24 protein-coding genes are annotated in these 22,176 nt (G+C 62.9%); 11 read left to right on the forward strand and 13 right to left on the reverse strand.

What is annotated here, in order from left to right; translation table 11 throughout:
* Positions 1-101 precede the first annotated feature (101 nt).
* The 5 genes from SZ64_RS00155 to SZ64_RS00180 all read right to left on the reverse strand — a co-directional run bounded on the left by SZ64_RS00155 (position 102) and on the right by SZ64_RS00180 (position 7,344).
* Positions 102-449: a DUF190 domain-containing protein gene (locus tag SZ64_RS00155; protein WP_054528966.1), complete on the reverse strand. Its 348-nt coding sequence runs from the start codon at positions 447-449 to the stop codon at positions 102-104.
* Positions 449-3,703 carry a CusA/CzcA family heavy metal efflux RND transporter gene (locus SZ64_RS00160; RefSeq protein WP_156313357.1) on the reverse strand — a complete coding sequence of 1,085 codons (3,255 nt, stop codon included), beginning with the start codon at positions 3,701-3,703 and terminating at the stop codon, positions 449-451. The genes SZ64_RS00155 and SZ64_RS00160 overlap by 1 nt, the downstream gene beginning before the upstream one ends.
* Before the next feature lie 3 nt (positions 3,704-3,706).
* On the reverse strand, positions 3,707-4,867 hold the full coding sequence (locus SZ64_RS00165) for an efflux RND transporter periplasmic adaptor subunit (RefSeq protein WP_054528967.1): 1,161 nt from the start codon (positions 4,865-4,867) through the stop codon (positions 3,707-3,709).
* Positions 4,868-4,964: 97 nt separating this feature from the next.
* Positions 4,965-6,233 (reverse strand): TolC family protein, encoded by a 1,269-nt coding sequence (locus SZ64_RS00170; protein ID WP_054528968.1) that lies wholly within the window; start codon positions 6,231-6,233, stop codon positions 4,965-4,967.
* Between the two features lie 460 nt (positions 6,234-6,693).
* Positions 6,694-7,344 carry a cation transporter gene (locus SZ64_RS00180; protein WP_054528970.1) on the reverse strand — a complete coding sequence of 217 codons (651 nt, stop codon included), beginning with the start codon at positions 7,342-7,344 and terminating at the stop codon, positions 6,694-6,696.
* Positions 7,345-7,411: 67 nt separating this feature from the next.
* On the opposite strand from SZ64_RS00180, the gene SZ64_RS00185 reads away from it, so the two are divergent.
* From SZ64_RS00185 to SZ64_RS18395, 8 genes are all read left to right on the forward strand, one after another.
* Positions 7,412-7,840, forward strand: a complete 429-nt coding sequence (locus tag SZ64_RS00185) for a helix-turn-helix domain-containing protein (RefSeq protein WP_054528971.1) — start codon at positions 7,412-7,414, stop codon at positions 7,838-7,840.
* Entirely contained in the window at positions 7,833-8,510 is a 678-nt protein-coding gene (locus SZ64_RS00190; RefSeq protein ID WP_054528972.1) for a helix-turn-helix transcriptional regulator, read from the forward strand. Before SZ64_RS00185 ends, SZ64_RS00190 begins: the two co-directional genes overlap by 8 nt.
* A gap of 58 nt (positions 8,511-8,568) precedes the next feature.
* The gene (locus SZ64_RS00195) at positions 8,569-9,258 is read left to right on the forward strand and encodes a class I SAM-dependent methyltransferase (RefSeq protein WP_082384350.1); all 690 of its coding nucleotides are present in this window, start codon (positions 8,569-8,571) and stop codon (positions 9,256-9,258) included.
* Positions 9,259-9,342: 84 nt separating this feature from the next.
* The gene (locus SZ64_RS00200; protein WP_082384351.1) at positions 9,343-10,107 is read left to right on the forward strand and encodes a transglutaminase family protein; all 765 of its coding nucleotides are present in this window, start codon (positions 9,343-9,345) and stop codon (positions 10,105-10,107) included.
* Positions 10,108-10,205: 98 nt separating this feature from the next.
* Positions 10,206-10,481 carry a metal/formaldehyde-sensitive transcriptional repressor gene (locus tag SZ64_RS00205; RefSeq protein WP_054528973.1) on the forward strand — a complete coding sequence of 92 codons (276 nt, stop codon included), beginning with the start codon at positions 10,206-10,208 and terminating at the stop codon, positions 10,479-10,481.
* Entirely contained in the window at positions 10,478-11,416 is a 939-nt protein-coding gene (dmeF, locus tag SZ64_RS00210; RefSeq protein WP_054528974.1) for a CDF family Co(II)/Ni(II) efflux transporter DmeF, read from the forward strand. The genes SZ64_RS00205 and dmeF overlap by 4 nt, the downstream gene beginning before the upstream one ends.
* Before the next feature lie 14 nt (positions 11,417-11,430).
* The gene (locus SZ64_RS00215; RefSeq protein ID WP_054528975.1) at positions 11,431-11,988 is read left to right on the forward strand and encodes a cytochrome b; all 558 of its coding nucleotides are present in this window, start codon (positions 11,431-11,433) and stop codon (positions 11,986-11,988) included.
* A 78-nt stretch (positions 11,989-12,066) separates the two neighbouring features.
* Positions 12,067-12,345: a hypothetical protein gene (locus SZ64_RS18395; protein WP_156313359.1), complete on the forward strand. Its 279-nt coding sequence runs from the start codon at positions 12,067-12,069 to the stop codon at positions 12,343-12,345.
* Between the two features lie 112 nt (positions 12,346-12,457).
* Here SZ64_RS18395 and cueR read toward each other — a convergent pair whose 3' ends face one another.
* A complete protein-coding gene (cueR, locus tag SZ64_RS00220) occupies positions 12,458-12,910 on the reverse strand; it encodes a Cu(I)-responsive transcriptional regulator (RefSeq protein ID WP_054528976.1) in 453 nt (150 codons plus the stop codon).
* A gap of 15 nt (positions 12,911-12,925) precedes the next feature.
* A complete protein-coding gene (locus tag SZ64_RS00225; RefSeq protein WP_054528977.1) occupies positions 12,926-15,436 on the reverse strand; it encodes a heavy metal translocating P-type ATPase in 2,511 nt (836 codons plus the stop codon).
* A gap of 260 nt (positions 15,437-15,696) precedes the next feature.
* Here SZ64_RS00225 and SZ64_RS00230 point away from each other — a divergent pair, with 260 nt between their 5' ends.
* Together SZ64_RS00230 and SZ64_RS00235 are read left to right on the forward strand one after the other, a co-directional pair.
* Positions 15,697-15,900 carry a heavy-metal-associated domain-containing protein gene (locus SZ64_RS00230; RefSeq protein ID WP_054528978.1) on the forward strand — a complete coding sequence of 68 codons (204 nt, stop codon included), beginning with the start codon at positions 15,697-15,699 and terminating at the stop codon, positions 15,898-15,900.
* 9 nt (positions 15,901-15,909) lie between these two features.
* On the forward strand, positions 15,910-16,314 hold the full coding sequence (locus SZ64_RS00235; RefSeq protein WP_054528979.1) for a DUF305 domain-containing protein: 405 nt from the start codon (positions 15,910-15,912) through the stop codon (positions 16,312-16,314).
* A 110-nt stretch (positions 16,315-16,424) separates the two neighbouring features.
* Here SZ64_RS00235 and SZ64_RS00240 read toward each other — a convergent pair whose 3' ends face one another.
* The 3 genes from SZ64_RS00240 to SZ64_RS00250 form a co-directional block, all read right to left on the reverse strand.
* Complete coding sequence (locus tag SZ64_RS00240; protein WP_054528980.1) at positions 16,425-16,751, reverse strand: metalloregulator ArsR/SmtB family transcription factor; 327 nt, start codon at positions 16,749-16,751, stop codon at positions 16,425-16,427.
* A 155-nt stretch (positions 16,752-16,906) separates the two neighbouring features.
* Positions 16,907-17,899 carry a cation diffusion facilitator family transporter gene (locus tag SZ64_RS00245; protein ID WP_054528981.1) on the reverse strand — a complete coding sequence of 331 codons (993 nt, stop codon included), beginning with the start codon at positions 17,897-17,899 and terminating at the stop codon, positions 16,907-16,909.
* 158 nt (positions 17,900-18,057) lie between these two features.
* Entirely contained in the window at positions 18,058-19,215 is a 1,158-nt protein-coding gene (locus SZ64_RS00250) for a tyrosine-type recombinase/integrase (RefSeq protein ID WP_054528982.1), read from the reverse strand.
* 116 nt (positions 19,216-19,331) lie between these two features.
* On the opposite strand from SZ64_RS00250, the gene SZ64_RS00255 reads away from it, so the two are divergent.
* Entirely contained in the window at positions 19,332-20,351 is a 1,020-nt protein-coding gene (locus SZ64_RS00255) for a hypothetical protein (RefSeq protein WP_241772936.1), read from the forward strand.
* Positions 20,352-20,357: 6 nt separating this feature from the next.
* On the opposite strand, the gene SZ64_RS00260 is transcribed toward SZ64_RS00255, so the two are convergent.
* The 3 genes from SZ64_RS00260 to SZ64_RS00270 form a co-directional block, all read right to left on the reverse strand.
* Positions 20,358-20,669, reverse strand: coding sequence for a type II toxin-antitoxin system RelE/ParE family toxin (locus SZ64_RS00260; protein WP_054528983.1), 312 nt, complete (start codon positions 20,667-20,669; stop codon positions 20,358-20,360).
* The gene (locus SZ64_RS00265; protein WP_054528984.1) at positions 20,666-20,917 is read right to left on the reverse strand and encodes an antitoxin; all 252 of its coding nucleotides are present in this window, start codon (positions 20,915-20,917) and stop codon (positions 20,666-20,668) included. Before SZ64_RS00265 ends, SZ64_RS00260 begins: the two co-directional genes overlap by 4 nt.
* A gap of 129 nt (positions 20,918-21,046) precedes the next feature.
* Complete coding sequence (locus tag SZ64_RS00270) at positions 21,047-22,135, reverse strand: ParB/RepB/Spo0J family partition protein (protein ID WP_241772937.1); 1,089 nt, start codon at positions 22,133-22,135, stop codon at positions 21,047-21,049.
* Positions 22,136-22,176: the final 41 nt, after the last annotated feature.

A 22,176-nucleotide genomic window follows, 5' to 3' on the forward strand; every position in this document is an offset into this window, starting at 1 on the left:
TGGCCGGCGGCGCGCCAAGCGAGCCCGCAGGCGACGACGGAAGCGACAGGCGACGGACGGGCGCGCCAAGCGAACCCGTCCTGCCGCGTTGATCGGGAGCATCACGCTTGCTCTCCGGGATCGGCCTTCATGCCCTTCCCGCCAATGACTTCGACGGCTTCCAGCGTTACAAGGCCGATGTCGGGAAGGTCGTCGAGCAAGGCGACGAACGCTCGCAAGGCGTCCTCGAAATCGACAATCTCGATAACCAGCGCGCGATCGTTTTCGAGGACAAGGCGGCGATGGACCTGCGCCGAACTGCCGAAACCGAGCAGCGCTTCCAGCACGGTGATACCAGCCATTTGCCGGTCACGGGCCAGTGAGGCGATATATTCGAACACCTTGCGGTCGCCGATATAGGCCGACTCATCAGTATAGATGCGGAGCAGTTTTCGGGCATTCTTCTTCATCATCCCTCTCCTTCAGCAACGACCGGCTCGCCACCGGGGGGCGGCGTCCTTTTCTTCTTCCATTGGACCTTCACTCCCAGGACCACCTTCGCGATTGCGGGCAGCACCAGCAGGGTCAGGATGGTCGCCGCGATGAGGCCGCCGATCACGGTCGTTGCGAGCGGCTTCTGAACTTCAGCGCCGGTGCCAGTTGCGAGCGCCATCGGCACGAAGCCGATCGCGGGCACGAACCCTGTCATCACGACCGCGCGCATCTTCTCGGCCATGCCTGCGCGGATGGCTTCGGCGAGCGGGTGGCCCGCCTCGATCCGCTCGCGGATCGCGGACATCACCACCAGGCCATTGAGAACGGCAACGCCGGCGAGACAGATGAAGCCCACCGCCGCCGACACCGAGAATGCGATGCCGGTCAGCGCCAGCGTGAACACACCACCGGCAAGTCCCAATGGGACTGCGAGGAATACCGCCGCGGCCCGGCCGAACCCGCCCAGCGCCATGTAGAGCAGCCCGAAGATCGCCAGGAAGCAGAGCGGCACGACGATCGACAGCCGCTGCGAGGCCGCCTGGAGGCTTTGGAACTGCCCGCCCCACTCCAGATAATAGCCCGCAGGCAATTTCACCTGCGCGACCTTGGCCTGCGCCTCGGCAACGAACGATCCGGCATCGCGCCCTTGCAAATTGGCCTGGATGACGACCCGGCGCTTGCCGTTCTCGCGGCTGATCTGGTTCAGCCCTTCGGTGAACCGGATCTGTGCAACCTGCGCGAGCGGGACCGAGCGGCGCGCTTGCCCCTCCTGCTGTGGCAGGAGCACCGGAAGGGCCAGCACGTCATCGAGATTGACCCGCGTGGCTTCCGGCACCCGCACAGTGATGTCGAACCGGCGATCGCCCTCGAACAGGAGGCCCGATGCGCGACCGCCCATCGCGGCCGCCACGGTGTCCGCCACTTCCTGCACAGTCAGGCCGTAACGGGCGATCGCGGCCCGATCGAAGCGGACATCGAGCGTCGGCGCGCCGCCGGTCTGGTCCGCCTTGACGCTCGCCGCGCCGGGGATCGACTGGAGGACGCGCACGATCTCGTTGGCGGCCGCCGACATCTTGTCGAGATCGTCGCCATAAAGCTTGATCGCGACGTCGCCGCGCACGCCCGCGATCAGCTCGTTGAAGCGCAACTGAATGGGCTGGCTGACCTCGTAGAGCTGACCCATCTTGCCGCCGGCCGCCTTCTCGATGCGCTCGACGACATCCGCCTTGGACTCGACGTCCTTGGACCATTGATCCTGAGGTTTCAGGATCACGAAGCCGTCGGAGACGTTGGGCGGCATCGGATCGGTCGCGACTTCGGCCGTGCCGGTCTTCGAGAACATCAGCTCGACTTCGGGCAGTTTGGTGACAGCCCGCTCGACGCCGCGCTGCATGGCGAGCGATTGTTCGAGGCTCACCGAAGGCACGCGGGTCGAAGCGAGCGCGAGATTCTTTTCGTCGAGCTGGGGAATGAACTCGGACCCCAACAGCCCGAACGCCGGCACCGCCGCGAGGAAGAAGGCCAGGCCCCCTCCGATGAACGGCCAGGGCCGCGCGATCGCCTTGTCGAGCAGCGGCAGATAGCGCTCCTTCGACTTGCGGATCAGCCAGACTTCCTTCTCGGCGACCCTGCCGCGGATGAGCAGGGCGACGAGGGCCGGAACCAGCGTGATCGCGAGGATGAACGCCGCCACCAGCGCGAGCATGATGGTGATAGCCATCGGCGAGAAGGTCTTGCCCTCGACGCCAGTGAACATCAGCAAGGGCGCGAAGGCGAGCAGGATGATCGCCTGACCGAATACGGTCGGTTTGATCATCTCCTGGCTGGCGCGCATCGTCTCTTCGAGCCGTTCGCGCAAGCTGAGCAAGCGGCCTTCATGTTCCTGCCGGTGCGCGAGGCGCGCCAGACAGTTTTCGATGATGATGACCGCACCGTCGACGATCAGCCCGAAATCGAGCGCGCCAAGACTCATCAGATTACCCGGCACCCCGAAGGCGTTCATGCCCATCGCCATCATCAGGAAGGAGAAGGGGATCACCAGCACGGCGATGATCGCCGCCCGCCAGTTGCCGAGCAGCAGGAACAGCGAAGCGGCGACCAGCAGGGCGCCTTCGGTCAGGTTCCGCTCGACGGTGCCGACCGTGGCATTGACCAGCTTGGCGCGGTCAAGGACCACTTTCACTTCGACTCCCGGCGGCAGGGTCGACTTCACCTGGTCGAGCTTCTCATTGACAGCCTGCGCGACGACACGGCTGTTCTCGCCGATCAGCATCAGGGCCGTGCCGACGACCGCCTCCTGGCCGTTCATACTCGCGGCGCCGGTGCGTAGATCGCCGCCGATCCTGACATTGGCGATCTGTCCGATCGTGATCGGAATCCCGCCCCGCGTCGCGGCGACCGCGTTGCGGATCTCGTCGACCGAGCGGATGCGAGCGTCGGCACGGACGAGATAGGCTTCGCCGCCGCGATTGAAATAGTTGGCGCCGACCGCGAGATTGGCGGCTTCGAGCGCTTCGCCCAGCTCGGTGTAGGAAATGCCGTAGCTCGACAGCTTCACCGGATCGGGCTCGACCACGAAGGTCTTGGCATAGCCGCCGATCGAGTCGACGCCGGCGACACCGGGAACCGTGCGGAGTTGGGGCCGGATGATCCAATCCTGCACCGTGCGCAGATAACCAGCCTTCGCGATCTCATCGGTCAGGCGGTCACCTTCGGCCGTGAGATAGCTGCCGTCCGGTTGCCAGCCCGGTTGCCCGGCGACCTTTTTGGCGCCGCGTCCATCGGGATTGGCATAGCCGACCGTATACATGACGACTTCGCCAAGCCCCGTCGTCACCGGCCCGATTTGCGGCTGCACGCCCTGGGGCAGATTCTCTTGCGCCTGGACAAGCCGCTCACCGACTTGCTGCCGTGCAAAATAGAGATCGGTCGAATCCGAGAAGATCGCCGTGACCTGGCTGAACCCGTTGCGCGAGAGCGAACGCGTGGTTTCGAGGCCAGGAATGCCCGCGAGAGCGGTTTCGATCGGATAGGTGACGAGCTTTTCCATCTCGACCGGCGAGAGGCCGCGGTCGATAGTATTGATCTGGACTTGTTTGTTGGTGATGTCGGGAACCGCGTCGATCGGCAGCTTGGTGAGCTGCCACAGGCCAAGGCCGGCGACTGCGAGGAAGAGGAACAGCACCGCCCATCGTGCGCGGACGGACAGCGCCATGAGACTTGCGATCATGGCTTATTCCTCCTCGCCCGCGCCCTTGCCGAGTTCGGCCTTGAGCAGAAAAGCGTTGCGGGTGGCGATGATTGCGCCCGACTGGAGGCCGGAGACGATCTCGACCCTGCCGGCGCTGCGCTGGCCGAGCGTCACGAACCGCGCACGGAAGCCCTGCTGTGTGCGGACGAAGACGGCATCACGCCCGTCGACGCTTTGCACGGCATCCTCGGGGACGACGATCGCATTCGTCGCTGCGCCCTGACTCGGCATCAGGCGGACACGCACGCCAAGGCCGGGCTGAAGAATCCCGCCTGGCACCTCGACCAGCGCCGTCGCCGAGCGGGTCTCACCACTCAGGGTCGGCGTGACCGCGCGCACGCGGCCTTCGACCGTTCGCCCGTCGACGAGTTCGACGATCGCTCGATCGCCTGCCGCAAGCCGCGTGACGTCGCCGGGACTGATCGCGGCCTCGACCTGGATCTTACTCGGATCGGCGACCCGGAACAGTTCGGTCTCCGGTTGGACGAAAGCACCGAGGCTGACATTTTCAGACGTGACCCTCCCGGCGATCGGGCTCGCCACGATTACGCCGCGCCCGTCGCTGGTGACGTTCGCCGCGCCTGCCGAGACTTGCGCGCGCCGCGCTTCGGCTTCCGCCGCTGCCGCTTCCGCCTGCGCCCGTTCAAGATCGACGCGCGCCGAAACCTTTTGATCGAATAGATAGCGCTCACGCGCGAGGTTCTTTTGGGCAAGCACGGCTCTTGCCGAAGCGGCCGTCCGATCGGCGGCGATTTGCGCCGCGTCGCGACTTTCGACCACCGCCAACGCCTCACCGGCACGGACAGGATCGCCGAGCCGCTTGAACACCCGCGTCACCGCGCCGCCGGCACGCGCCGTAACCAGCGCTTCGCCTGCGGGCGCCGCCGTGACCTGGCCTTGCACCACGATCTCCGAACCAAGTCCGCCCGCGCGGATGGTCTCGACGGCGATACCGGCCTCGCGGATCGCATCGGCCGTCATCGCCAGACTGTCGGGGGGTGTCTCGCTTTCATCGCTCTTCTCGGCGGGAGCGGTTGTCGCCGAAGGGTCGGCCGTGCATCTCGCGACGCTGAAGCCGCCGACCGCTGCCAGCAGCACGGCGCCTGCGACGCCGCCAAGGAGTCGCTTGTCCTGTGTTATCATTGAAAGTCTCCGAAACGGATGGAGCGATGACCCACGCGGCGCGCGTCCAGCTCTAGGAAAGGAATGCCGGGAATACGGCTGCTTGAGGAAAGCGCGCTCATGGCGTTGCTCCCCCGAGGTCAGGCGCAGGCGCGGTCAGGCGCGCAAGGCGGGCCTCGGCGTCGTGATAGGCAACCAGCGCATCGACGGCGGCGGCCTTGGTGTCGGCCAGGGTTCGCTCCGCATCGAGCAAGTCAAGTTGGCTGAACTTGCCTTGCGCGTAGCCGATCCTCGCGATGCGCGCCGCTTCGGTCGCGGCCGCCAGTGCCGGGCCGCCCGCCGATCGGGCGGCGGCGGCGGCGTTGGCTAGCTCAGCCTGCGCGCTGGCAATGGCCTGTTCGGTGTCGAGAATGGTGACACGCCGCCTTGCATCGACCCCCTGTCGCTCGGCCTCGGCCTGACTCACTGCCGCGCGGCCATTGTTGAACAGAGGAAAGGGAATGCTGACCCCGAAGATCGCCGCCATGTCGTTGGTCGCGGACAGACGCCGGGCGCCGGCGGTCAGCGTGACATCCGGAATGCGTTGCGCGCGGGCGAGGCGCACCTGCGCGTTCGCGGTCGCCACGTCGGCTTCAGCGGCCGCGAGGATGAGCGTGCCGTCTGCCGATCTTGGCAACGCCGGCCCGTAAACACCGACACGATCAAACCAACCGGCATCGAGAGGACCGGCAACCGGCTCGCCGACCAGCCGCACGAGATTTTCCCGCGCGACCGCCGCCTCCCGTGTCGCACGTTCAAGCGCGACATTGGCGTTGACCCGTTGGACATCGGCCCGTTGCTGTTCGATCGGAGAAGCGGCGCCGGCGGCGACCCGCGTGCTTGCCGCCCGAAACCCCGCGTCCGCGAAGCCGGCGAGTTGACGGGCTATCTCGACACGGCGCTCACCCGAGGCCGCGGCGATATAGGTTTGGGTGACACGCTCGCGAAGATCGCTGAGCGCAATCGCCGCTTCGAGGCGCGCGCGGACGCTGCGCGAATCGGCGACGGCGATGCGTGCGGACCGCTTGCCGCCGAGTTCGATCGGCAAGGCGAGGCCCGCCGTGGATTCGGCGCTTTGGGTGCCACGATAGGCGCCCGATCCGCCGACATTTTCGACCTGGACCTGGACTTGCGGATTGGGCCTTAGACCCGCGACCGTGCGCGCGGCACCGGCCGCCCGCACACCGGCGTTGGCGACCTCCAGACTTGGCGATGACGCGCCGGCAGCAACAAGCGCACGTTCGAGCGTATATGGGGGGGATGAACTAGGCGGCGGGGCGGCGGTTTGCGCCTGCGCGATCGACGTGCAGGACGCCACAGCCATCAGGGCCGCGACAACGCGGTGCATGAACAATTCTCCTGACAAATTCCGAAGACCGCGAGAGTCGCGGTGAACGCGGAATCGTCAGGCTATTGGGGGGCGTAGCGCGGGGTCTGTTGGGGATGCAGGAATGAACTGCAATGCAGCAGGCAGCAGCCGGTCCATCGCATGATATGCAGACGTCAAATCGCCGCTGGCCACCGTATCGCAAACCTGATGGCCATGGCATCCGCCATGATGGTGCACATAGCCTTTGCCCGCATCGGACGGAACTTGATCACTATCGCCCGACACGTGGCCCATGCTTGCCGCAACCTCACTGTCGACGCAAGCAAGCGGCTCGCCAGCGTGCGCAACTGCACCGCCTGTCAAGGACAGGCTTACAAAAAATGCAGCAAGGATGAGCAAGACTCGGCGCATTATCCGCCATCTATCACAGAGATGGCGATTGCTGAAGCAGATAAGAAAGGGTCAAACCATGCTCGCTTCATCTCGGAACCTCAGGTGCCAACGGACGTGCCTGACGCCATGCTGGAATGGCCTCAGCCAGAACACGCCATGCAGAACGCAGGAAGATGAGGGCGATAATCATACCCACCGCAATATCCGGCCACGCGGAACCTGTCATACCGACCAGACCCGCGGCGATCAGCACGCCGATATTGGACGCGACATCATTGCGCGAGCATTCAAAAGTGCTCGACATATTCACATTGGCGGTGCGGAAGCGCCACAGCAGCGCGAGGCAGACAAGGTTGGCAACGAGCGCCATTCCGCCCAAGGTCAGCATCAGGCTCGACGATGGCGGCACGCCGTTCACGATCTTGTCCGCGATCTCGATGATGATCGCGATACCAAAAACAAGGATGATACCGCCCTTGGCGATCGCGGCCCCGGCTTCCCAGCGCGCGCCGCGATGCAGCGCATAGAGACTGAGGGCATAGACGAAGGCATCGCCCAGCATGTCGACGGAATCGGCCATCAGCGCCGAGGACCGGGCGACAAGGCCGCCCCCGAACTCTGCGAAGAACATCGCGAGGTTGATGACCATGACGATGACGAGAACCCGGCGCTGGTCCTTCTTGCGCGCCAGTTCCGTGAGGGTTTCGCCCTTCTTCGAGCAGCAGTCGTCAGCCATGGTCCGTGTCCGAGTCGGTTGGATATGGCATGGACCTATGCACCCTGAAGCCGCTATAGGGTCAAGCATGAAAATCGGTGATCTCGCAAAACGCACGGACACGCGCGTCGAAACCATCCGTTTCTACGAGAAGGAAGGGCTTATTCCCGCGCCCGCCCGAAACACCGGCAACTATCGCATCTACGAACAGGCGCACCTTAATCGGCTGTCCTTCATTCGCCGGTCGCGCGATCTCGGCTTCACGCTCGATCAGGTCCGCAAGCTGTTGAAGCTCGCCGACGACCGCGCCGCGCCTTGCGCCGAGGTCGACGCCATCACCGCCGCGAACATTGCGGAAATCGATACCAAGCTCGCGGATCTTGGCGCGCTCCGGGCCGAACTCGTTCGGACGCTGGAGCGTTGCCGGGGGGAAACCATCGGCGATTGCCGGATCATTGAAGCCCTTGCGCCGACAAACAGATCCTTATCGAGCGGGGCGCGACCATCCGATGAATGACCGATGGCTTGGAAATCTCGAAATCGGCCAGTTTGCCGCGACATGGCGCGGGGCCGTGGGAGAATCCGAAGCCCATAGCCATTTTGCCGGCCAGGCCGTGATCGCCGCGACGCCGGTTGTCGTCGAAACCGAAACCGGGGCGGTCACGGCGCAATGCGTCCTCATTGAACCCGGCGCGCGCCACAGGCTGCTGCCACATCCCGATGCCGAACTGCATTTCGTGGAGCCGACCTTGCACTGGCAGGGCACGCAGCTTGCCGAAATCATCACCGGCTTTCCGTATAAGATCGTCAATGCAGGCAATGCAGCGCCGTCCTTCTGGACCGCGTGGCTTAAAGGCGAGATCACTCCAACGAACGATTCCAGGCTGGAGGGCGCCATGAAGCTGCTCGACAGCACGCTTGCCGAAGGCCCGGTTCGCCTCGCCCCGCTCGCGGCCCGCGCCGGACTTTCGCCGGACCGTTTCCGCCATCTGTTTGCAGCGCAGATCGGTATCCCGCTTCGCCGCTATGTGCTGTGGCGACGCATGGCGCTCGCCGCGAGCGGATTGGCGAAAGGCCGAACGATCACGGCGGCCGCCCATGAAGCGGGCTTTGCCGATGCCGCCCACTTCGCGCGCACCATCAAGCGCATGTTCGGAATCAATGCCCGCCAGCTCCGGCCAGCCTGACTTTCGCCATAGCCGCCACGTTCAAGCATCGGGCACGGCACGGCGCTACGCCGTAGTTATGACCGACCTCATCTCCGACGCGCCCGACTATGTGCCGCCCTTGGGCCGCCCTGCCCTGACCCGCCACTATGACCGCATGATCGCGCTCATGACGCGCGAAGGGCGCTGGCGCTCCGAGCTTCTGCGCCGCATCCCGCCCCGGCCCGGCCTGCAAATCGTCGATGTCGGATGCGGGACGGGAACGCTCGCGGTCGAGATCAAACAGCGTCGTCCCGATTGCACCGTCATGGCCGTCGATCCCGACGCGCCGGCCCTCGCACTGGCGCGCGAAAAGGCGGCCAAGGCAGGCGTCGCTATCCAATGGGATCAGGCGATGGGCGACCGCATCGGCGCTCTGGTCGAGGACGGCGGCTGCGATGTCATACTTTCGAGCCTGGTCTTTCACCAATGCGCGCTGGGGGTGAAGCAGGCGATCGCCGATGCCATGTGTCGCGCGCTCGCGACGGGTGGCCTGTTGCTTGTCGCCGATTACGGGTTGCAGCGCACCTTTTGGATGCGGACGCTTTTCCGTCAGGTGCAGATGCTTGACGGTTTCGACAAGGCCGAACCCAATGCCACAGGCTGTATGCCGGGCATCTTCGCGGCCGCGGGCTTTGAAGGGATCGATGAATCGCAAGTCATCCGCACGCCTACCGGATCGATCTCGATCTATCAGGCGCACAAACCGTCCCGCTTTCCTGCCCCCTGATGGAAAATCAAATAAGCCCTTGACCCTATAGCTACTACAGGCCGTAATCGTTCCAGCAACCCTCGCCGAAGGAAGGCGAGCGATATGGACAAACGATACTTGCGACAAACGCCTTTGCTGGACTTTGCCTCGCCAATCATCCGCGATCTCCTGGCGGCGCGGGGTTGGTGTGCATTGACCCCGTTCGAAAGAATCGGACAGGCTTACGCTTTTGTCCGTGACGAAACCGCCTTCGGCTACAACAGGTCCGATGACATTCCCGCATCGAAGGTTCTCAAGGACGGTTATGGTCAGTGCAACACCAAGGGAACCTTGTTGATGGCGCTTTTGCGGGCGCTGAAGATTCCGTGTCGCCTGCACGGATTTACCATCCACAAGGGATTGCAGCGCGGCGTTGTCCCTGAGCTGGTCTATCCCCTTGCCCCGAACAGCATCCTTCATAGCTGGGTCGAAATCGCGCATGATGGCCGCTGGATCAATCTCGAAGGCTTCATTCTGGATCGGCCCTTTCTTCAGGCGCTACAGGCGAAATTTGCCGGTGAGACGAACAGCCTGTGCGGCTACGGAGCCGGAACCGATTGCCTGTCGTCGCCGCCGATCGACTGGCTTGGGCAGGACACCTATATCCAGCGCACGGGGATCAACGCCGACTTGGGGCTGTTCGACAGTCCCGATGACTTCTACGCGCGCCACAGGCAGCGTTTGGGGACGGCTCGCGAATGGATGTATCAAAACTTCGTGCGGCACTGGATGAACCGGCGTGTTGAAAAGGTTCGGCAGGCAAGATTCCGAAAATCCCTCGCGGTCCAGCAACGCACGATCATCCGGAATGATGCAGAAACCGTTTAGGGTATGCAGCGCACGCCGCCCATATGGCGCTTTGCGGTGAAACCATAGACCGCTCCGATCCTTGTTGAATACCTGAATATAGGCTAGGGGGGTATCTTATGCCTCACCTCTCCAGAAACGACTCCGACCTCCTCGCCCGCGTAAAGCGCATCGCTGGGCAAGTCGCGGCCGTGGAACGCGGCCTGACTGAGAAAGCGCCCTGCGCCGATATTCTTCACCTCGTCGCAGCAGTGCGCGGCGCGGTGAACGGGCTGATGGACGAAATCATCGTTGATCATCTCGACCAGCATGTCGCAAAGCCTGGTCTCGGCGACGCCGAACGGGCGACGGGGGCGGCAGAACTGGCGACCGTGATCCGGCGCTATTCCAAATGACACGCGGCCCGGACCTTGCGCGATCGGTCGAAGCTCTCGCGCACGATCACAATTTCCTTGGCGCGGCACATGACGACAATGCCCGGCGCACGCGCATCGTCGTCGTCCTGACTTTCGCCATGATGATTGGCGAAATCGCCGCCGGCTATCTCACAGGCTCGATGGCGCTGCTTGCCGACGGCTTCCACATGGCGACCCATGCCGGTGCGCTCGGTGTCGCCGCCTTCGCCTACAGCTATGCCCGGCGCCATGCGGGCGATCGACGTTTCACCTTCGGAACCGGCAAGGTTGGTGAGCTGGCCGGTTTCGCCAGCGCCTTTGTTCTTGCCATCATCGCGCTTGGCATCGGCGTCGAATCCGTGAGGCGGCTCCTTGCCCCGACTGACATCGCGTATGCCGAAGCAATATGGATCGCGGTCCTTGGCCTGATCGTCAATCTCATCAGCGCCTGGCTGCTCGGCGGCGACCATCATCTCGATCACCATGACCATCACGGCCACGGTCATGCCCATCATGAGCATGACAACAATCTGCGCTCGGCCTATTTCCATGTGCTGGCCGACGCGCTCACCTCCATGCTCGCCATCGTCGCGCTCCTCGCCGGCCTTTATTTGGGTTGGCGCTGGATGGACGCGGCGATGGGCATCGTCGGCGCGGCCGTCATTGCCCGCTGGTCATGGGGCCTGCTGCGCGACAGTTCGGCCGTGCTCGTCGACGCCGCCGCCGATCCCAGTCTTGAAGAAGAAATCCGGAAGGCGGTCGAGGACGGCGATGCCAGGATTACGGATCTTCATATCTGGCGGGTCGGGCCAGGCAAGTTCGCCGCCATCGTCGCGCTCGTCGCGGAACGCCCCTTGCCACCCGACGATTACGCCAGACGTGTGCGCGTGCATGATGAGCTGGTTCATGTCACTATAGAGCCGCACCCGGCCTGAGAGGAGATAGGCCCATGCGCGAGCAACGCAGTCGCTATTCGACGGTTTCGATCCTGCTGCACTGGACCATCTTCGTGCTGATCTTCGCCAACGCGACCTTCGGTGGCTGGATGGAGGAAGCCGCCCCGAACGAAAAGCTGGACTATTACCAGCTTCACAAATCGGTTGGAATCACCGTCCTGTTGCTGAGCCTTGTCCGGCTTGGCTGGCGCATCGCCCATCCCTGGCCCCCCTTTCCAGATAATATGACGACATGGGAACGCATCATTGCGCGCGGCACGCATATCCTGTTCTATGTTTTGATGATGGGTGCACCTCTCCTTGGGTGGGCGGCAGCTTCGGCAGGCGGCTCCCCTGAAACACCACTTTTCGGTGCGCTCCCCGGCCCCAATTTACCAGTGCCGCAAGGGGAAGAACTGTCCGAGACGCTGGGTGGCCTTCACAAGGCAATGGTGAAGGCGATCTATGTCGTTCTAGGGTTGCATGTCCTTGGGGCGCTTAAACACCATTACCTCGACAAGGACGAGGTTCTTCACCGTATGCTGCCGTTGCTGCGCGATCCGCAGCGATGAATCGTCTATTCACCGCGAGTTCAATTGCCGTTCTTCAAATTGGCTCCGTTGGGCTTTTCGATGCCCAGGAGAGGTAGAATGAAATTTCTGATGATACTTGGCGCTGCCGCGCTTGCGGCCATGACGCCTTCGGTCGCGATGGCTCAGCATCATGGCGATCGCGGCAGTCATGAACGCAGCGTAAGCCGTCACGGCAACAGCGGCCACGTCGCGCCTTCCTACGGCCGCTACTACGATCAGCGGTATCGTGGCTACGACCGGCGTTATGGTTACGATCGCCACGAACGACGTTATGACCGGCATGACCGACCACGGCACGAACGTCGCCGCCATCATCAACGGCGCGGGCACCATTGACGAGGACGGGAGCTGATTTCTAGTTCTCACTCACACGCGTTGCCATGCGCGGCCGCTCCTTCCTGATGGGAACGATGGTGCATCACACAGCGCCGCTTGGAACCTGATTCATTCAGGGGCGATGGCGAAGCCGCCCTGTTCCTACCGTAGCCGGGCTTGGCACATCCTGCTCGCCGCTGGGTTCTTCCAGATCGGCGAGGATGGGACAGTCGGGCCGGTCATCACCCGCGCAGCAATCCACCAGTGTCCCGAGCGTGGCGGTCATCTGTTCGAGGCTTTCGATCCGCTCCTGGAGCTGGGCAATATGCGCCTGAGCGATCCGCTTCACGTCGGCGCTCTGGCGGGATTTGTCCCGCCAGAGGCTCAGCAGTTCATTGATCTCCGCGACCGAGAAACCGAGATCACGCGCCCGCCGGATGAACCGCAGCATATGGACATCCGATGGCGAGTAGTCGCGATAGCCGGAATCCTTGCGATCGGCTTTCGGAATGAGGCCGGTCTGCTCATAATAGCGGATCATCTTGGCAGAGACGCCCGATGCCTTGGATGCTTGTCCGATATTCATGATGCTTCTCGTGCCTTAACCATGCTGTGCCATCGGTATTGCCCTTTCAGGGGGCTGGAATCCGCGCAGGCGCAGCGAGTTACCCAGAACAAAAATGCTCGACATCGCCATAGCACCCGCAGCGAACACCGGCGACAACAGGATGCCCCAGCCAGGATAGAGAGCGCCCGCAGCGACCGGAATTAGCGCCGTGTTATAGGCGAACGCCCAAAACAGGTTCTGGCGAATGTTACCGATCGTCGCGCGCGACAGCGCGATGGCCGTCGCCACGCCATTCAGATGACCGGACATGAGCACAACATCGGCCGCCTCGATCGCGATGTCCGTGCCAGTGCCGACGGCAAGGCCAACGTCGGCCGCCGCCAGGGCGGGCGCGTCGTTGATCCCATCGCCGACGAAGGCGACCCGGCCATGCTCCGCCTTGAGCCGGGCGATGGCCTCCACCTTCCCATCGGGCAGCACTTCGGCAATCACTTCGTCGATACCGAGCTGGCGGGCGATGGCCTCCGCCGTCATGCGGTTATCGCCCGTAATCATCGCGACCTTGAGGCCCAAAGCGTGCAGTGCCGCGATGGCGGCGGGCGTGGTGTCCTTGATCGGATCGGCCACGGCGACGATCGCCGCGAGGCGGCCGCCAATAGCGGCATAGAGCGGCGACTTGCCTTCCTGGCCCAACCGCTCAGCCGTTGCGGCGAAAGCGCCGACATCCAGCCCCAGCTCGCGCATGTAGCGATCGGCGCCAATCTGGACCAGTTCTCTCCCAGCGACCGCCTTGACCCCAAAGCCAGTGATGGATTCAAAGTCGTCGATCGCGGGCAATGCGATGCCTTCGGACTTGGCCGCGTCCACGATCGCACTGGCAATCGGATGCTCAGACTTGTCCTCGACAGCGGCGACCAGACCCAGCACCTTGGTCCGGTCGAACTCATCCATAACTTGAAGATCGGTGAGCGCAGGGCGGCCCTCCGTCAGTGTTCCGGTCTTGTCGACGGCAACGACCCTGGCATCCTTGAGAAGCTGGAGAGCTTCCCCCTTGCGGAACAGGATGCCCAGTTCGGCGCCGCGCCCGGTGCCCACCATGATCGCTGTTGGCGTCGCAAGGCCCATGGCGCATGGGCAGGCGATGATGAGCACCGCCACTGCATTGACCAGAGCGAAGGTCAGGGCGGGCGACGGGCCGAACCACAGCCAGGCGGCGAAAGTCAGCGCCGCCACCGCGAACACGGCGGGGACGAACCACATCGTCACCTTGTCCACCAGCGCCTGGATCGGCAGCTTTGATCCTTGCGCCTGCTCGACCATGCGAATGATCTGCGACAGCATCGTGGCCTGGCCGACAGCGGTTGCGCGGAAGGCCAAGGCGCCCTTTTGATTGACGGTTCCGCCGACGAGCGTTGCCCCTTCGACCTTGGCGACCGGGATCGGCTCGCCGGTAATCATCGACTCATCGACGTAGCTATCCCCTTCCGTGACTTCGCCATCGACGGGAATACGCTCGCCGGGACGCACCTCGATGATGTCGCCGGTGACGACTTCGTTGATGGAAACCTCCACCAATGCGCCATCGCGACGGACGCGGGCCGTCTTGGCCTGCAACCCGACGAGGCGCTTGATCGCCTCGGACGTTCGACCCTTTGCGCGGGCTTCCAGATAGCGACCCAGCAGGATCAGAGCGATGATGACGGCCGCCGCTTCATAATAGACGTTGACCGTCCCCACCGGCAGCAGGCCGGGAGCGAAGGTGGCGACCAGCGAATAGACATAGGCGGCAAGCGTGCCCACCGCGACTAGCGAGTTCATGTCGGGCGCGAGCCGCACCAGTGCGGGCAGGCCCTTCTCGTAGAAACGAATGCCGGGGAATGCGAGCACCAGCGTCGTCAGGACGAATTGAATATACCAGCTCGTCTGAATGCCGATCGTCCGGCCGATCAGTTCGTGCGCGCCGGGAATGACGTGACTGCCCATTTCGAGCAGAAACACCGGCAGGGCGAGCGCCGCGGCGATGGTGAAGTCCCGCTTGAGATCCCGGCGCTCGGCATCCTTGCGCTCGGCCGTTTCCTCGTCGCCCGTTGCGCTCGCCTCGATCGGGCGCGCGGTATATCCCGCGCTCGCGATCGTGGCGATGAGCGCCTGTAAATCGGCTGCGCCGCGCACGCTCGCGCGCTCCATCGCCAGATTGACGGTGGCCTCGGTGACGCCGGGGATGGCTTTTATCGCCCGTTCCACACGCCCGACACAGGATGCACAGGTCATCCCTTCCACCGCCAACTCGACGCTCGCGGACGGCACGCTGTAACCGGCGTCCTCGACCGCCTGCACCAGCGCCTTCCGATCGACGAAACCGCTGGCCTGAATGTCGGCGCGTTCCGTCGCCAGATTGACGTTAACGGACTGAACGCCTTCGACCTTGTTCAGCGAACGTTCGATGCGCGCTACGCACGACGCGCAAGTCATACCCTCAATCGGCAAGCTGAACGCCGAATCGGCGAGATTCGTTGAATCTCCTTGGATTTTCGCGGCTAGCATTGCTCGATACTCCACGCTTCATGATTGGAACTTGCATCAAAATGCAGGTTCCAATCGTGGGAAGGTCAAGAGCAAAGATAGGGTGCCCTCAGGTAAGGGCCTCGCAGCCACGACAATGAGATCAAAATTCGCTCCCAATCACGGCGCAACGCCGGAAGGTGCAATCTCCTTCATGATAAAGACCGTGAGACCGGCCTTGACCTTCCAACGATGGGAAAGGTTAGCTTGTGATTCGTCGTTAGAAACAATGGAGATTTTCAATGCAGTTTCACGTCGAAAACATGAGCTGTGGTTCGTGCGTCAAGCATATCACGCAGGCTGTCGCGGCGATCGACCCGAATGCGAAGGTCGAAGTGGATATCGCGGCCAAGAAAGTCACGGTCGATAGCGTGGCCACCGCGCAGGCCATCGAAGCCGCGCTCGCGGCAGACGGTTATCCCGCGCGAGCCATTGAACAGGCCTGAGAGACGATCATGAACAAGCTGACGCCTATATTCATTGCGGGCGCGCTCCTGGCCGTCGGCGTTCTCGCTTACGCACAATCTGGAATCGGCCCGCAGGCGAATGGAGTAACACTGATGCAAAGCGCTCATGGCGGGCATGGAAGCCCGGAATATTCAGATAACCCGGTTATCCGCGATTATCAGACGGCGAACGACAAGATGCACGCCGATATGGAGATCGAGTTCACCGGCGATGCCGACGTCGATTTCATGCGCGGCATGATCCCGCACCACCAGGGCGCCATTGATATGGCCAAGGTCGCTCTCGAACACGGGAAAGACCCCAAGGTTCGCAAACTGGCGCAGGATGTCATTACCGCTCAGGAAGGCGAGATCGCGATGATGCAGAAATGGCTTGCCGATCGGAGCAAGTAGCCCCCCGACCAGCACCGCCTTGCTCGTGCAGCCCGACATTGACTAGCCCTCCAGGATCGACCGATCCTGGAGGGCTATCCTTTTGACAGTCATCAACAGCCACCGTTCGATCAGTCGTCGGCGTGATCTTCATCTATATGGCTGAGCATATCGACGAGCATGGTGCTCACATGCTCGTCGGCCACCTCATAAAAAACCTTCTTGGCCTGCCGTTCGCTGCGAACGAGGCGGGCACCGCGCAACAGACGAAGATGATGGCTCACCAGCGTCTGAGAGAGATTGAGGGATTTTGCGATGTCCCCCACCGCCTTGGGACTTTGCAAGCAGAACAGCAGAATGCGCAGGCGGGACGGGTCGCCGAGCAAGCGAAAGGTTTCGGCCAGAATGGCGACCCGCTGTGTGCTCGACTGAAAGTCCGAAACGTCGTCTGTGTTCATAGACCCGCCACCCGATAATGGAACATATCACGATATGTTCACATATATCATCTCATGAAGACCATTGCACGGCTCAGGTCCATGTCATGCGCGGTGCCGATTGGAGAACCGGCACCCCCGATCCCTCAATAGATCGGTCGCGGGTTGAGCAGACTTCAATGGGCATGTGCGTGACAAGCCGATCCGTGCTCATGCTTTTGATTCAGCCTGCCGCCGGGCGCCAGACTGCACGTCTCGCCTTCCTCGTTCCAGTCGACAGCCACGGTGGCGTGCTCGATCTCGAAATGGCTCTCCAACTCGCGCTCGACTGCGCGCACGACCATGCGGGCCTCGGCGTCGTTCGTGGGCCGGACGTGCATCGTCGCCAGCGTGCGGCCCGACGTGATCGACCACACATGGATATGGCCAACCGCAGCCACGCCCGGCACATGCTCCAGCAAATGACGCTCGATTTTCTCCGGCGCGGCACCATCGGGCGCACCTTCGAGCAGGATGTGCAGCGATCTGGCGGCCAGCTTCCATGCGCTCCGCAGGACCAGCAGCGAAACGAGGACCGACAGGATCGGGTCGATCGGCGTCCAGCCCGTCAAATAGATCACGATCGCAGCCCCCACGGCGCCGACCGAGCCAAGCAAGTCGCCCAGGACGTGCAGCGCCGCACCCTTGATGTTGACATGCTCGCTGTCGCCGCGCGTCAGAATCCAGAATACGAGGATGTTGACCAGCAATCCCGCGACTGCGACGCCGAACATCGGTCCTGCGAGGATCGGTTGCGGCTCCTGAAAGCGTTCCCAGGCCTCATAGACGATCCAGCCCACGATTGCGAACAAGGTGACGGCGTTGACGAAGCCGGCGACCACCTCAAATCGTAGATAGCCGAAGGTGCGCTTCGAATCGGCGGCGCGCTGCCCAAAGCGAAACGCCGCATAGGCGAGCGCGAGCGCCGCAGCGTCGGTCATCATATGCCCGGCGTCCGCCAGCAAGGCGAGCGAGCCCGAGAGCAGGCCGCCTACGACTTCGACGACCATGAACGTGAAGATCAGGCCGAACGATAAGAGAACCTTCCGTTCGTTGTCGCTGGTTATAGTCGGCGTGTGCGAATGATCGTGGTCGTGGTCGTGACCATGTTCTGCGTGCGAATGGGCCATTGAGAGACTTTCATCAGACTGAATAATTCATATGTATATGTATTCATATGTTTGATGTCAATTTTTCCACGGGCACGGCAATGGATCAGTCATCGTCGGATAGGCCGCCCCCACATCGACAAAGCAACCACCGTTGAAGACGCCGCGGGGCGCGCCTCCTAACTTTCGTTGACCCGCGCCGCCATGCGAGCCGCCGCGCCGCTTTTCACGGCGAGCTGCGCGCCATAGCGCAGCACCGTCTTGGGATCGCGCCAGCGGTATGCCTGCATAATCGCGGGTAAGGGCTCGCGCGCGGCGAAATTGTCCTGCGCCACGCCAACGCGGAGCGAATGGCTCGACACGGCCGCAACCCAGCGCGCCACTTCCGCTTCGCTCATGGGGCCGAGCAACTTCTTGTCGAACGCGCGCTGCACGAGCCGTTTGTAGATGAGGTTGATGCTGTTGGGATGCAGCCGCTTGGTCCCGATCGCCGCGATCGAGCCGTCAAAGTGGGTTTCGATGCGGCGGAACAGCGGCCCCTTATCGATACGCGCCGCCTCGCGCCACCGCGCGATCGCCTTCATCGTCGCAGGGGACAGGTAGCCCCAGGCCCCCTCGCCTTCCTGATCGGTCTTGCTCGACGGGATGAACAAGGCCCCTGCCCCTTGTGCATCCGGTCCGTGGATATGGTCGACGTCGATCGCCACCACCTCCGAGCGGCGCGCGGCCACGTCATAGGCGACACGCATCAACGCCTCGTCTCGCAGGCCCATCTCATCGCGCCGGACCGCCTTCAGCAAATGGGCGAGGCACACGCCGGAGGCCGGGCTGTCGAAATCGGCAATATCGCCCTTGAAGCGGATCGCACGGGCCTGGCGCTGGCGAACCCCCCGCTTCTTGCGCGCCGCCTTCTTCTCGAAGGTTATCAATTCCCCGCTTGTCGGATCGGGAAGCCCGGCCAAGCGATAGGCCCGGCCAATGTAAGAGACATAGCGTTCGATCGTCGCCATCGCGCGGATTTCTTCGGCCGAGGGGTCGATGCCCGACAGCGCTCGGATAAAGGCCGCTACATGGCTTGGCGTCGCCCGCGCCGGGACGACGCCATGGCGGCGACACCAATCGCCCCATACCGTCAGGTCCGAGCGGAAGGCGCGGCGGGTATTGTCCGACCAGCCCCGCACCGCGGCCGACACCAGTTCAGCATCGAGGCGGACGCCAGCGCCGACAAGATCGCGCACGTCCTCGACGACTTCCGCCACGAAAGGATCGGGGAAAGGAACGGGCAACGCGGCCGCTGGCGACGGCTGTGCCGGAGGTTCAGGGGCATCGGCGTTCATGGCGACGAGGATTAGCGCGGCGACATTCTATTGTATAGGGTGTTGATAAGGGTGTATTATCACCACTCTGCATCATAGCACATTTAACCGAGATCACTTTTCGGTTAAGTAACGGCATGGCCGCCCTGCCCTCCGCCCGCCGCTACGGCCCCGAATATGCCCCGCCTATGGTCGCCGCGATCGCAGCGGCCACGGCTGCAATCGCCCGTCTCGACGCCCGGATTTGCGTCAGTCCAGTGGCAAAGGCATGGGCGGCGCGCGCGGCCTGGACCGGCTATGCGAAGGGGCTGCAATTGCAGTCGGCCGAGATCGACGAAATCGACGTATTTTCGTGGGGCTGTGGCCTTCCCCTGCCCCACCGACCTGCGATTCCGAGCCATCTCGACCTGTTCGGCCGCTTCGACGAGTGGCACGCGGCCTTGCGCGAAGACGACAGGCATCATTGGCGCGACCGCCTGCCCACCGCGATCGGAGATCCGGCAGAGGCGGCCGATCACCCTCCCCTTATCCGCGCGCTCGATACGCTGCGCCAGCTCGCCCGGATCGACCATAGCGTCATGGCCTGGCTGTCCTTGCCGTTTGCGCTGCGCGACCGTGGCCTTTCCGCCGCCCCACTGCCCTGTCTTGCCGGGGGCGCGAAGGCGCTCCGGATGAAGCCCCGGCCCAATGAAGCCGATTGGCTCGCTGTCCTGCGCTCGCTCGCCAATGCCGCTGAAATCGGCCTGGAGCGGCTTCACAGCCTCGAAAGGGAATATCGCAACGCCCAGCGCGCGATTGCGGCTGAATACCGTCCTGGCGCGCTCCCGGCCCTGCTGGCGTTGAGCCAGCACCGTCCTCTCCTGTCTCCCCAATCGGTCGCAGGCTTGCTTGGGATGAGCATCGCGGGCGCGAGCAAGCTCTTGGACCGCGCCGCGGCCGCTGGCCTGCTGATCGAGATCACCCAGCGGCGGAGCTGGCGCCAGTTCCTTGCACCGGACTTGGCCGTCGAATTTGGCTATGCGCGGCTCAAGCGGGGGCGGCCCGCCAAGGAACCCCCTCCCCTGCCCGCCGCAAGCCGCGATCTTGCCGAGGTGTTCGATGCTTTCGATCAGGAAATGGAGCGGATCGACCGCCTGCTAGGCGGCGCGGCGATCTAGCTCCGGCTATTTCAGCCGGTCCGCAAGTCGCGTCATCAGATCCATGCGCTCATGGAAGATCGCGATCACCAGCGCGGGCGCATCGTCGCGCGGCAAGCAAAAGACGTAATGGTGTTCGCAACGCGCCATCCGCAACGCCGGGTAGATCGCGTCCAGAGACTTGAACCGCCCTTCCCCGGCAGCAAGGCGCGCGATGCCCTCATGCAGATCGGCCATATAGCGACGCACCTGGGACGCGCCCCATTGCTTGCGGGTATAGCGAACGATGCCACTCAAATCGGCATCGGCCGCATCAGTGAGAACATAGCCAGCGGTCAAGCGCGGCCATCCTCGCCCAACTCCTCATTCACAATGTCGGCAATGCTTCTGGACGACACTTTGCCCGCCAGTCCGTCAGCAATCCGCTTGTTCAACAGGGTGTTCAATTCCTGCCATGCCTGATCGCTACCATCAGCCGGAAAAAGACGTTCAAGCGCATATTGCTTGATCGTCTTGCCCTGCAACGCCGCGAGCGCCTTCAAGCTCATATGCTGCTGGTCAGTTATGTCGATCGTCAGACGACTCATAAGAACCTCATAAATTACAACAAACCCACATTACCACATTTACGGGCTTGTGGCTATTCGTCTCTCCTATCGCATCGAGCATCCGCTTGCGCCCTCCGGCACAAATTGCAGGGCTGCAATTTGTGCCAGTCAGCTCCCTTTAGGCCAGTGATGATCGAGCAATTCCCGCAAGGCAGCTTCCGTTTCCTCGCGTGTTCCGCCGCCTTTCAGGAATAGTGTCAGGCTCAGCCCCTTCCCTTTGCGGTCCTTACCCTCCACCCGGAACAGAGCCGCACCGCTTCCGTTGCGAACCGTGAAATCGTCCATTCCTGACTTCTTGGGGGCTACCGGCTTGGGCGGAGTGGGCTTGGCCTTCTCCGCATCGCGGCCCGCAGCAGCCGTCAACGAGCGCAGCACATCGGGGACGGTTGCGGGCTGTCCTTCCTCCCCGGCCTCCCTCGCTTCCTTCAACCGCCGCGCTTCATCCATCACGGCGGCGCGCGAGCCATCGCCTTTCAGCAGCGGTTTGAGCTGGCCGACATGCGAAATCTTCAATTCAAAGGGATCGGGAAAAGCGGCGATCAGGTCGGGATGAAAGCGCGCCAGATCGAGATAGCGACTCAGCCAGGACTCCGACTGGTTTATGCGCCTCGCCATTTCCTTCTGACTACCATCATAATAGAGATCGAGCGCCTTCAGATAATCACGCGCGCGTTCGAGATCACTCAGATCCTCGCGCGCCCGGTTTTCAATGTCGGAAAGGCGAAAAGCCTGTTCATCCGTAAGACTGCGAATTTCGACGAGATAGCGAAATTCAGGATAATTATGCGCGCGCAGCCATGTCACGCTCCAATGGCGGCGCGCACCACTGATAACCTCAAAATCATAGTCGGGATCATCGGCAACGCGGCGCACGATCGCAGGAAATTCCTGCTTACCCTGCGCGATCATCGGTTCGATCACATCGGCGCAGCGTTCATAGGTGAGCGCCGTGTAATCGCGGTTATGATGCTCCCAAATCCGGCATCGCGCGGGGTCCACCAGCTCTTGCGGATTGTTGACCACCGCGCCCGACGCCAGATCGGACAGCCTGTTGGCGCGATTGCCTAAAACGCCCTTCCCCAAGCGTGAATTGCGCTCCGCAGGGCGATCAGGAGAGGGAGTCTTGACCTCAACCGCACTCGCCAGATTGTCGAGAAAACTCTTGTTATTTGAACTCACCGCCCGCTCCTTTGGCACAAATTGCAGGGCTGCAATTTGGTCCTCACAATGCCCGCATG

This window comes from Erythrobacter sp. SG61-1L (assembly GCF_001305965.1).
GTDB lineage: Bacteria > Pseudomonadota > Alphaproteobacteria > Sphingomonadales > Sphingomonadaceae > Andeanibacterium.

Excerpts from the sequence above, each read along its gene's own strand:
- SZ64_RS00155 (WP_054528966.1), bottom strand. The coding sequence starts at position 449 with ATGAAGAAGAATGCCCGAAAACTGCTCCGCATCTATACTGATGAGTCG.
- SZ64_RS00160 (WP_156313357.1), bottom strand. The coding sequence starts at position 3,703 with ATGATCGCAAGTCTCATGGCGCTGTCCGTCCGCGCACGATGGGCGGTG.
- SZ64_RS00165 (WP_054528967.1), bottom strand. The coding sequence starts at position 4,867 with ATGATAACACAGGACAAGCGACTCCTTGGCGGCGTCGCAGGCGCCGTG.
- SZ64_RS00170 (WP_054528968.1), bottom strand. The coding sequence starts at position 6,233 with ATGCACCGCGTTGTCGCGGCCCTGATGGCTGTGGCGTCCTGCACGTCG.
- SZ64_RS00180 (WP_054528970.1), bottom strand. The coding sequence starts at position 7,344 with ATGGCTGACGACTGCTGCTCGAAGAAGGGCGAAACCCTCACGGAACTG.
- SZ64_RS00185 (WP_054528971.1), top strand. The coding sequence starts at position 7,412 with ATGAAAATCGGTGATCTCGCAAAACGCACGGACACGCGCGTCGAAACC.
- SZ64_RS00190 (WP_054528972.1), top strand. The coding sequence starts at position 7,833 with ATGAATGACCGATGGCTTGGAAATCTCGAAATCGGCCAGTTTGCCGCG.
- SZ64_RS00195 (WP_082384350.1), top strand. The coding sequence starts at position 8,569 with ATGACCGACCTCATCTCCGACGCGCCCGACTATGTGCCGCCCTTGGGC.
- SZ64_RS00200 (WP_082384351.1), top strand. The coding sequence starts at position 9,343 with ATGGACAAACGATACTTGCGACAAACGCCTTTGCTGGACTTTGCCTCG.
- SZ64_RS00205 (WP_054528973.1), top strand. The coding sequence starts at position 10,206 with ATGCCTCACCTCTCCAGAAACGACTCCGACCTCCTCGCCCGCGTAAAG.
- dmeF (WP_054528974.1), top strand. The coding sequence starts at position 10,478 with ATGACACGCGGCCCGGACCTTGCGCGATCGGTCGAAGCTCTCGCGCAC.
- SZ64_RS00215 (WP_054528975.1), top strand. The coding sequence starts at position 11,431 with ATGCGCGAGCAACGCAGTCGCTATTCGACGGTTTCGATCCTGCTGCAC.
- SZ64_RS18395 (WP_156313359.1), top strand. The coding sequence starts at position 12,067 with ATGAAATTTCTGATGATACTTGGCGCTGCCGCGCTTGCGGCCATGACG.
- cueR (WP_054528976.1), bottom strand. The coding sequence starts at position 12,910 with ATGAATATCGGACAAGCATCCAAGGCATCGGGCGTCTCTGCCAAGATG.
- SZ64_RS00225 (WP_054528977.1), bottom strand. The coding sequence starts at position 15,436 with ATGCTAGCCGCGAAAATCCAAGGAGATTCAACGAATCTCGCCGATTCG.
- SZ64_RS00230 (WP_054528978.1), top strand. The coding sequence starts at position 15,697 with ATGCAGTTTCACGTCGAAAACATGAGCTGTGGTTCGTGCGTCAAGCAT.
- SZ64_RS00235 (WP_054528979.1), top strand. The coding sequence starts at position 15,910 with ATGAACAAGCTGACGCCTATATTCATTGCGGGCGCGCTCCTGGCCGTC.
- SZ64_RS00240 (WP_054528980.1), bottom strand. The coding sequence starts at position 16,751 with ATGAACACAGACGACGTTTCGGACTTTCAGTCGAGCACACAGCGGGTC.
- SZ64_RS00245 (WP_054528981.1), bottom strand. The coding sequence starts at position 17,899 with ATGGCCCATTCGCACGCAGAACATGGTCACGACCACGACCACGATCAT.
- SZ64_RS00250 (WP_054528982.1), bottom strand. The coding sequence starts at position 19,215 with ATGAACGCCGATGCCCCTGAACCTCCGGCACAGCCGTCGCCAGCGGCC.
- SZ64_RS00255 (WP_241772936.1), top strand. The coding sequence starts at position 19,332 with ATGGCCGCCCTGCCCTCCGCCCGCCGCTACGGCCCCGAATATGCCCCG.
- SZ64_RS00265 (WP_054528984.1), bottom strand. The coding sequence starts at position 20,917 with ATGAGTCGTCTGACGATCGACATAACTGACCAGCAGCATATGAGCTTG.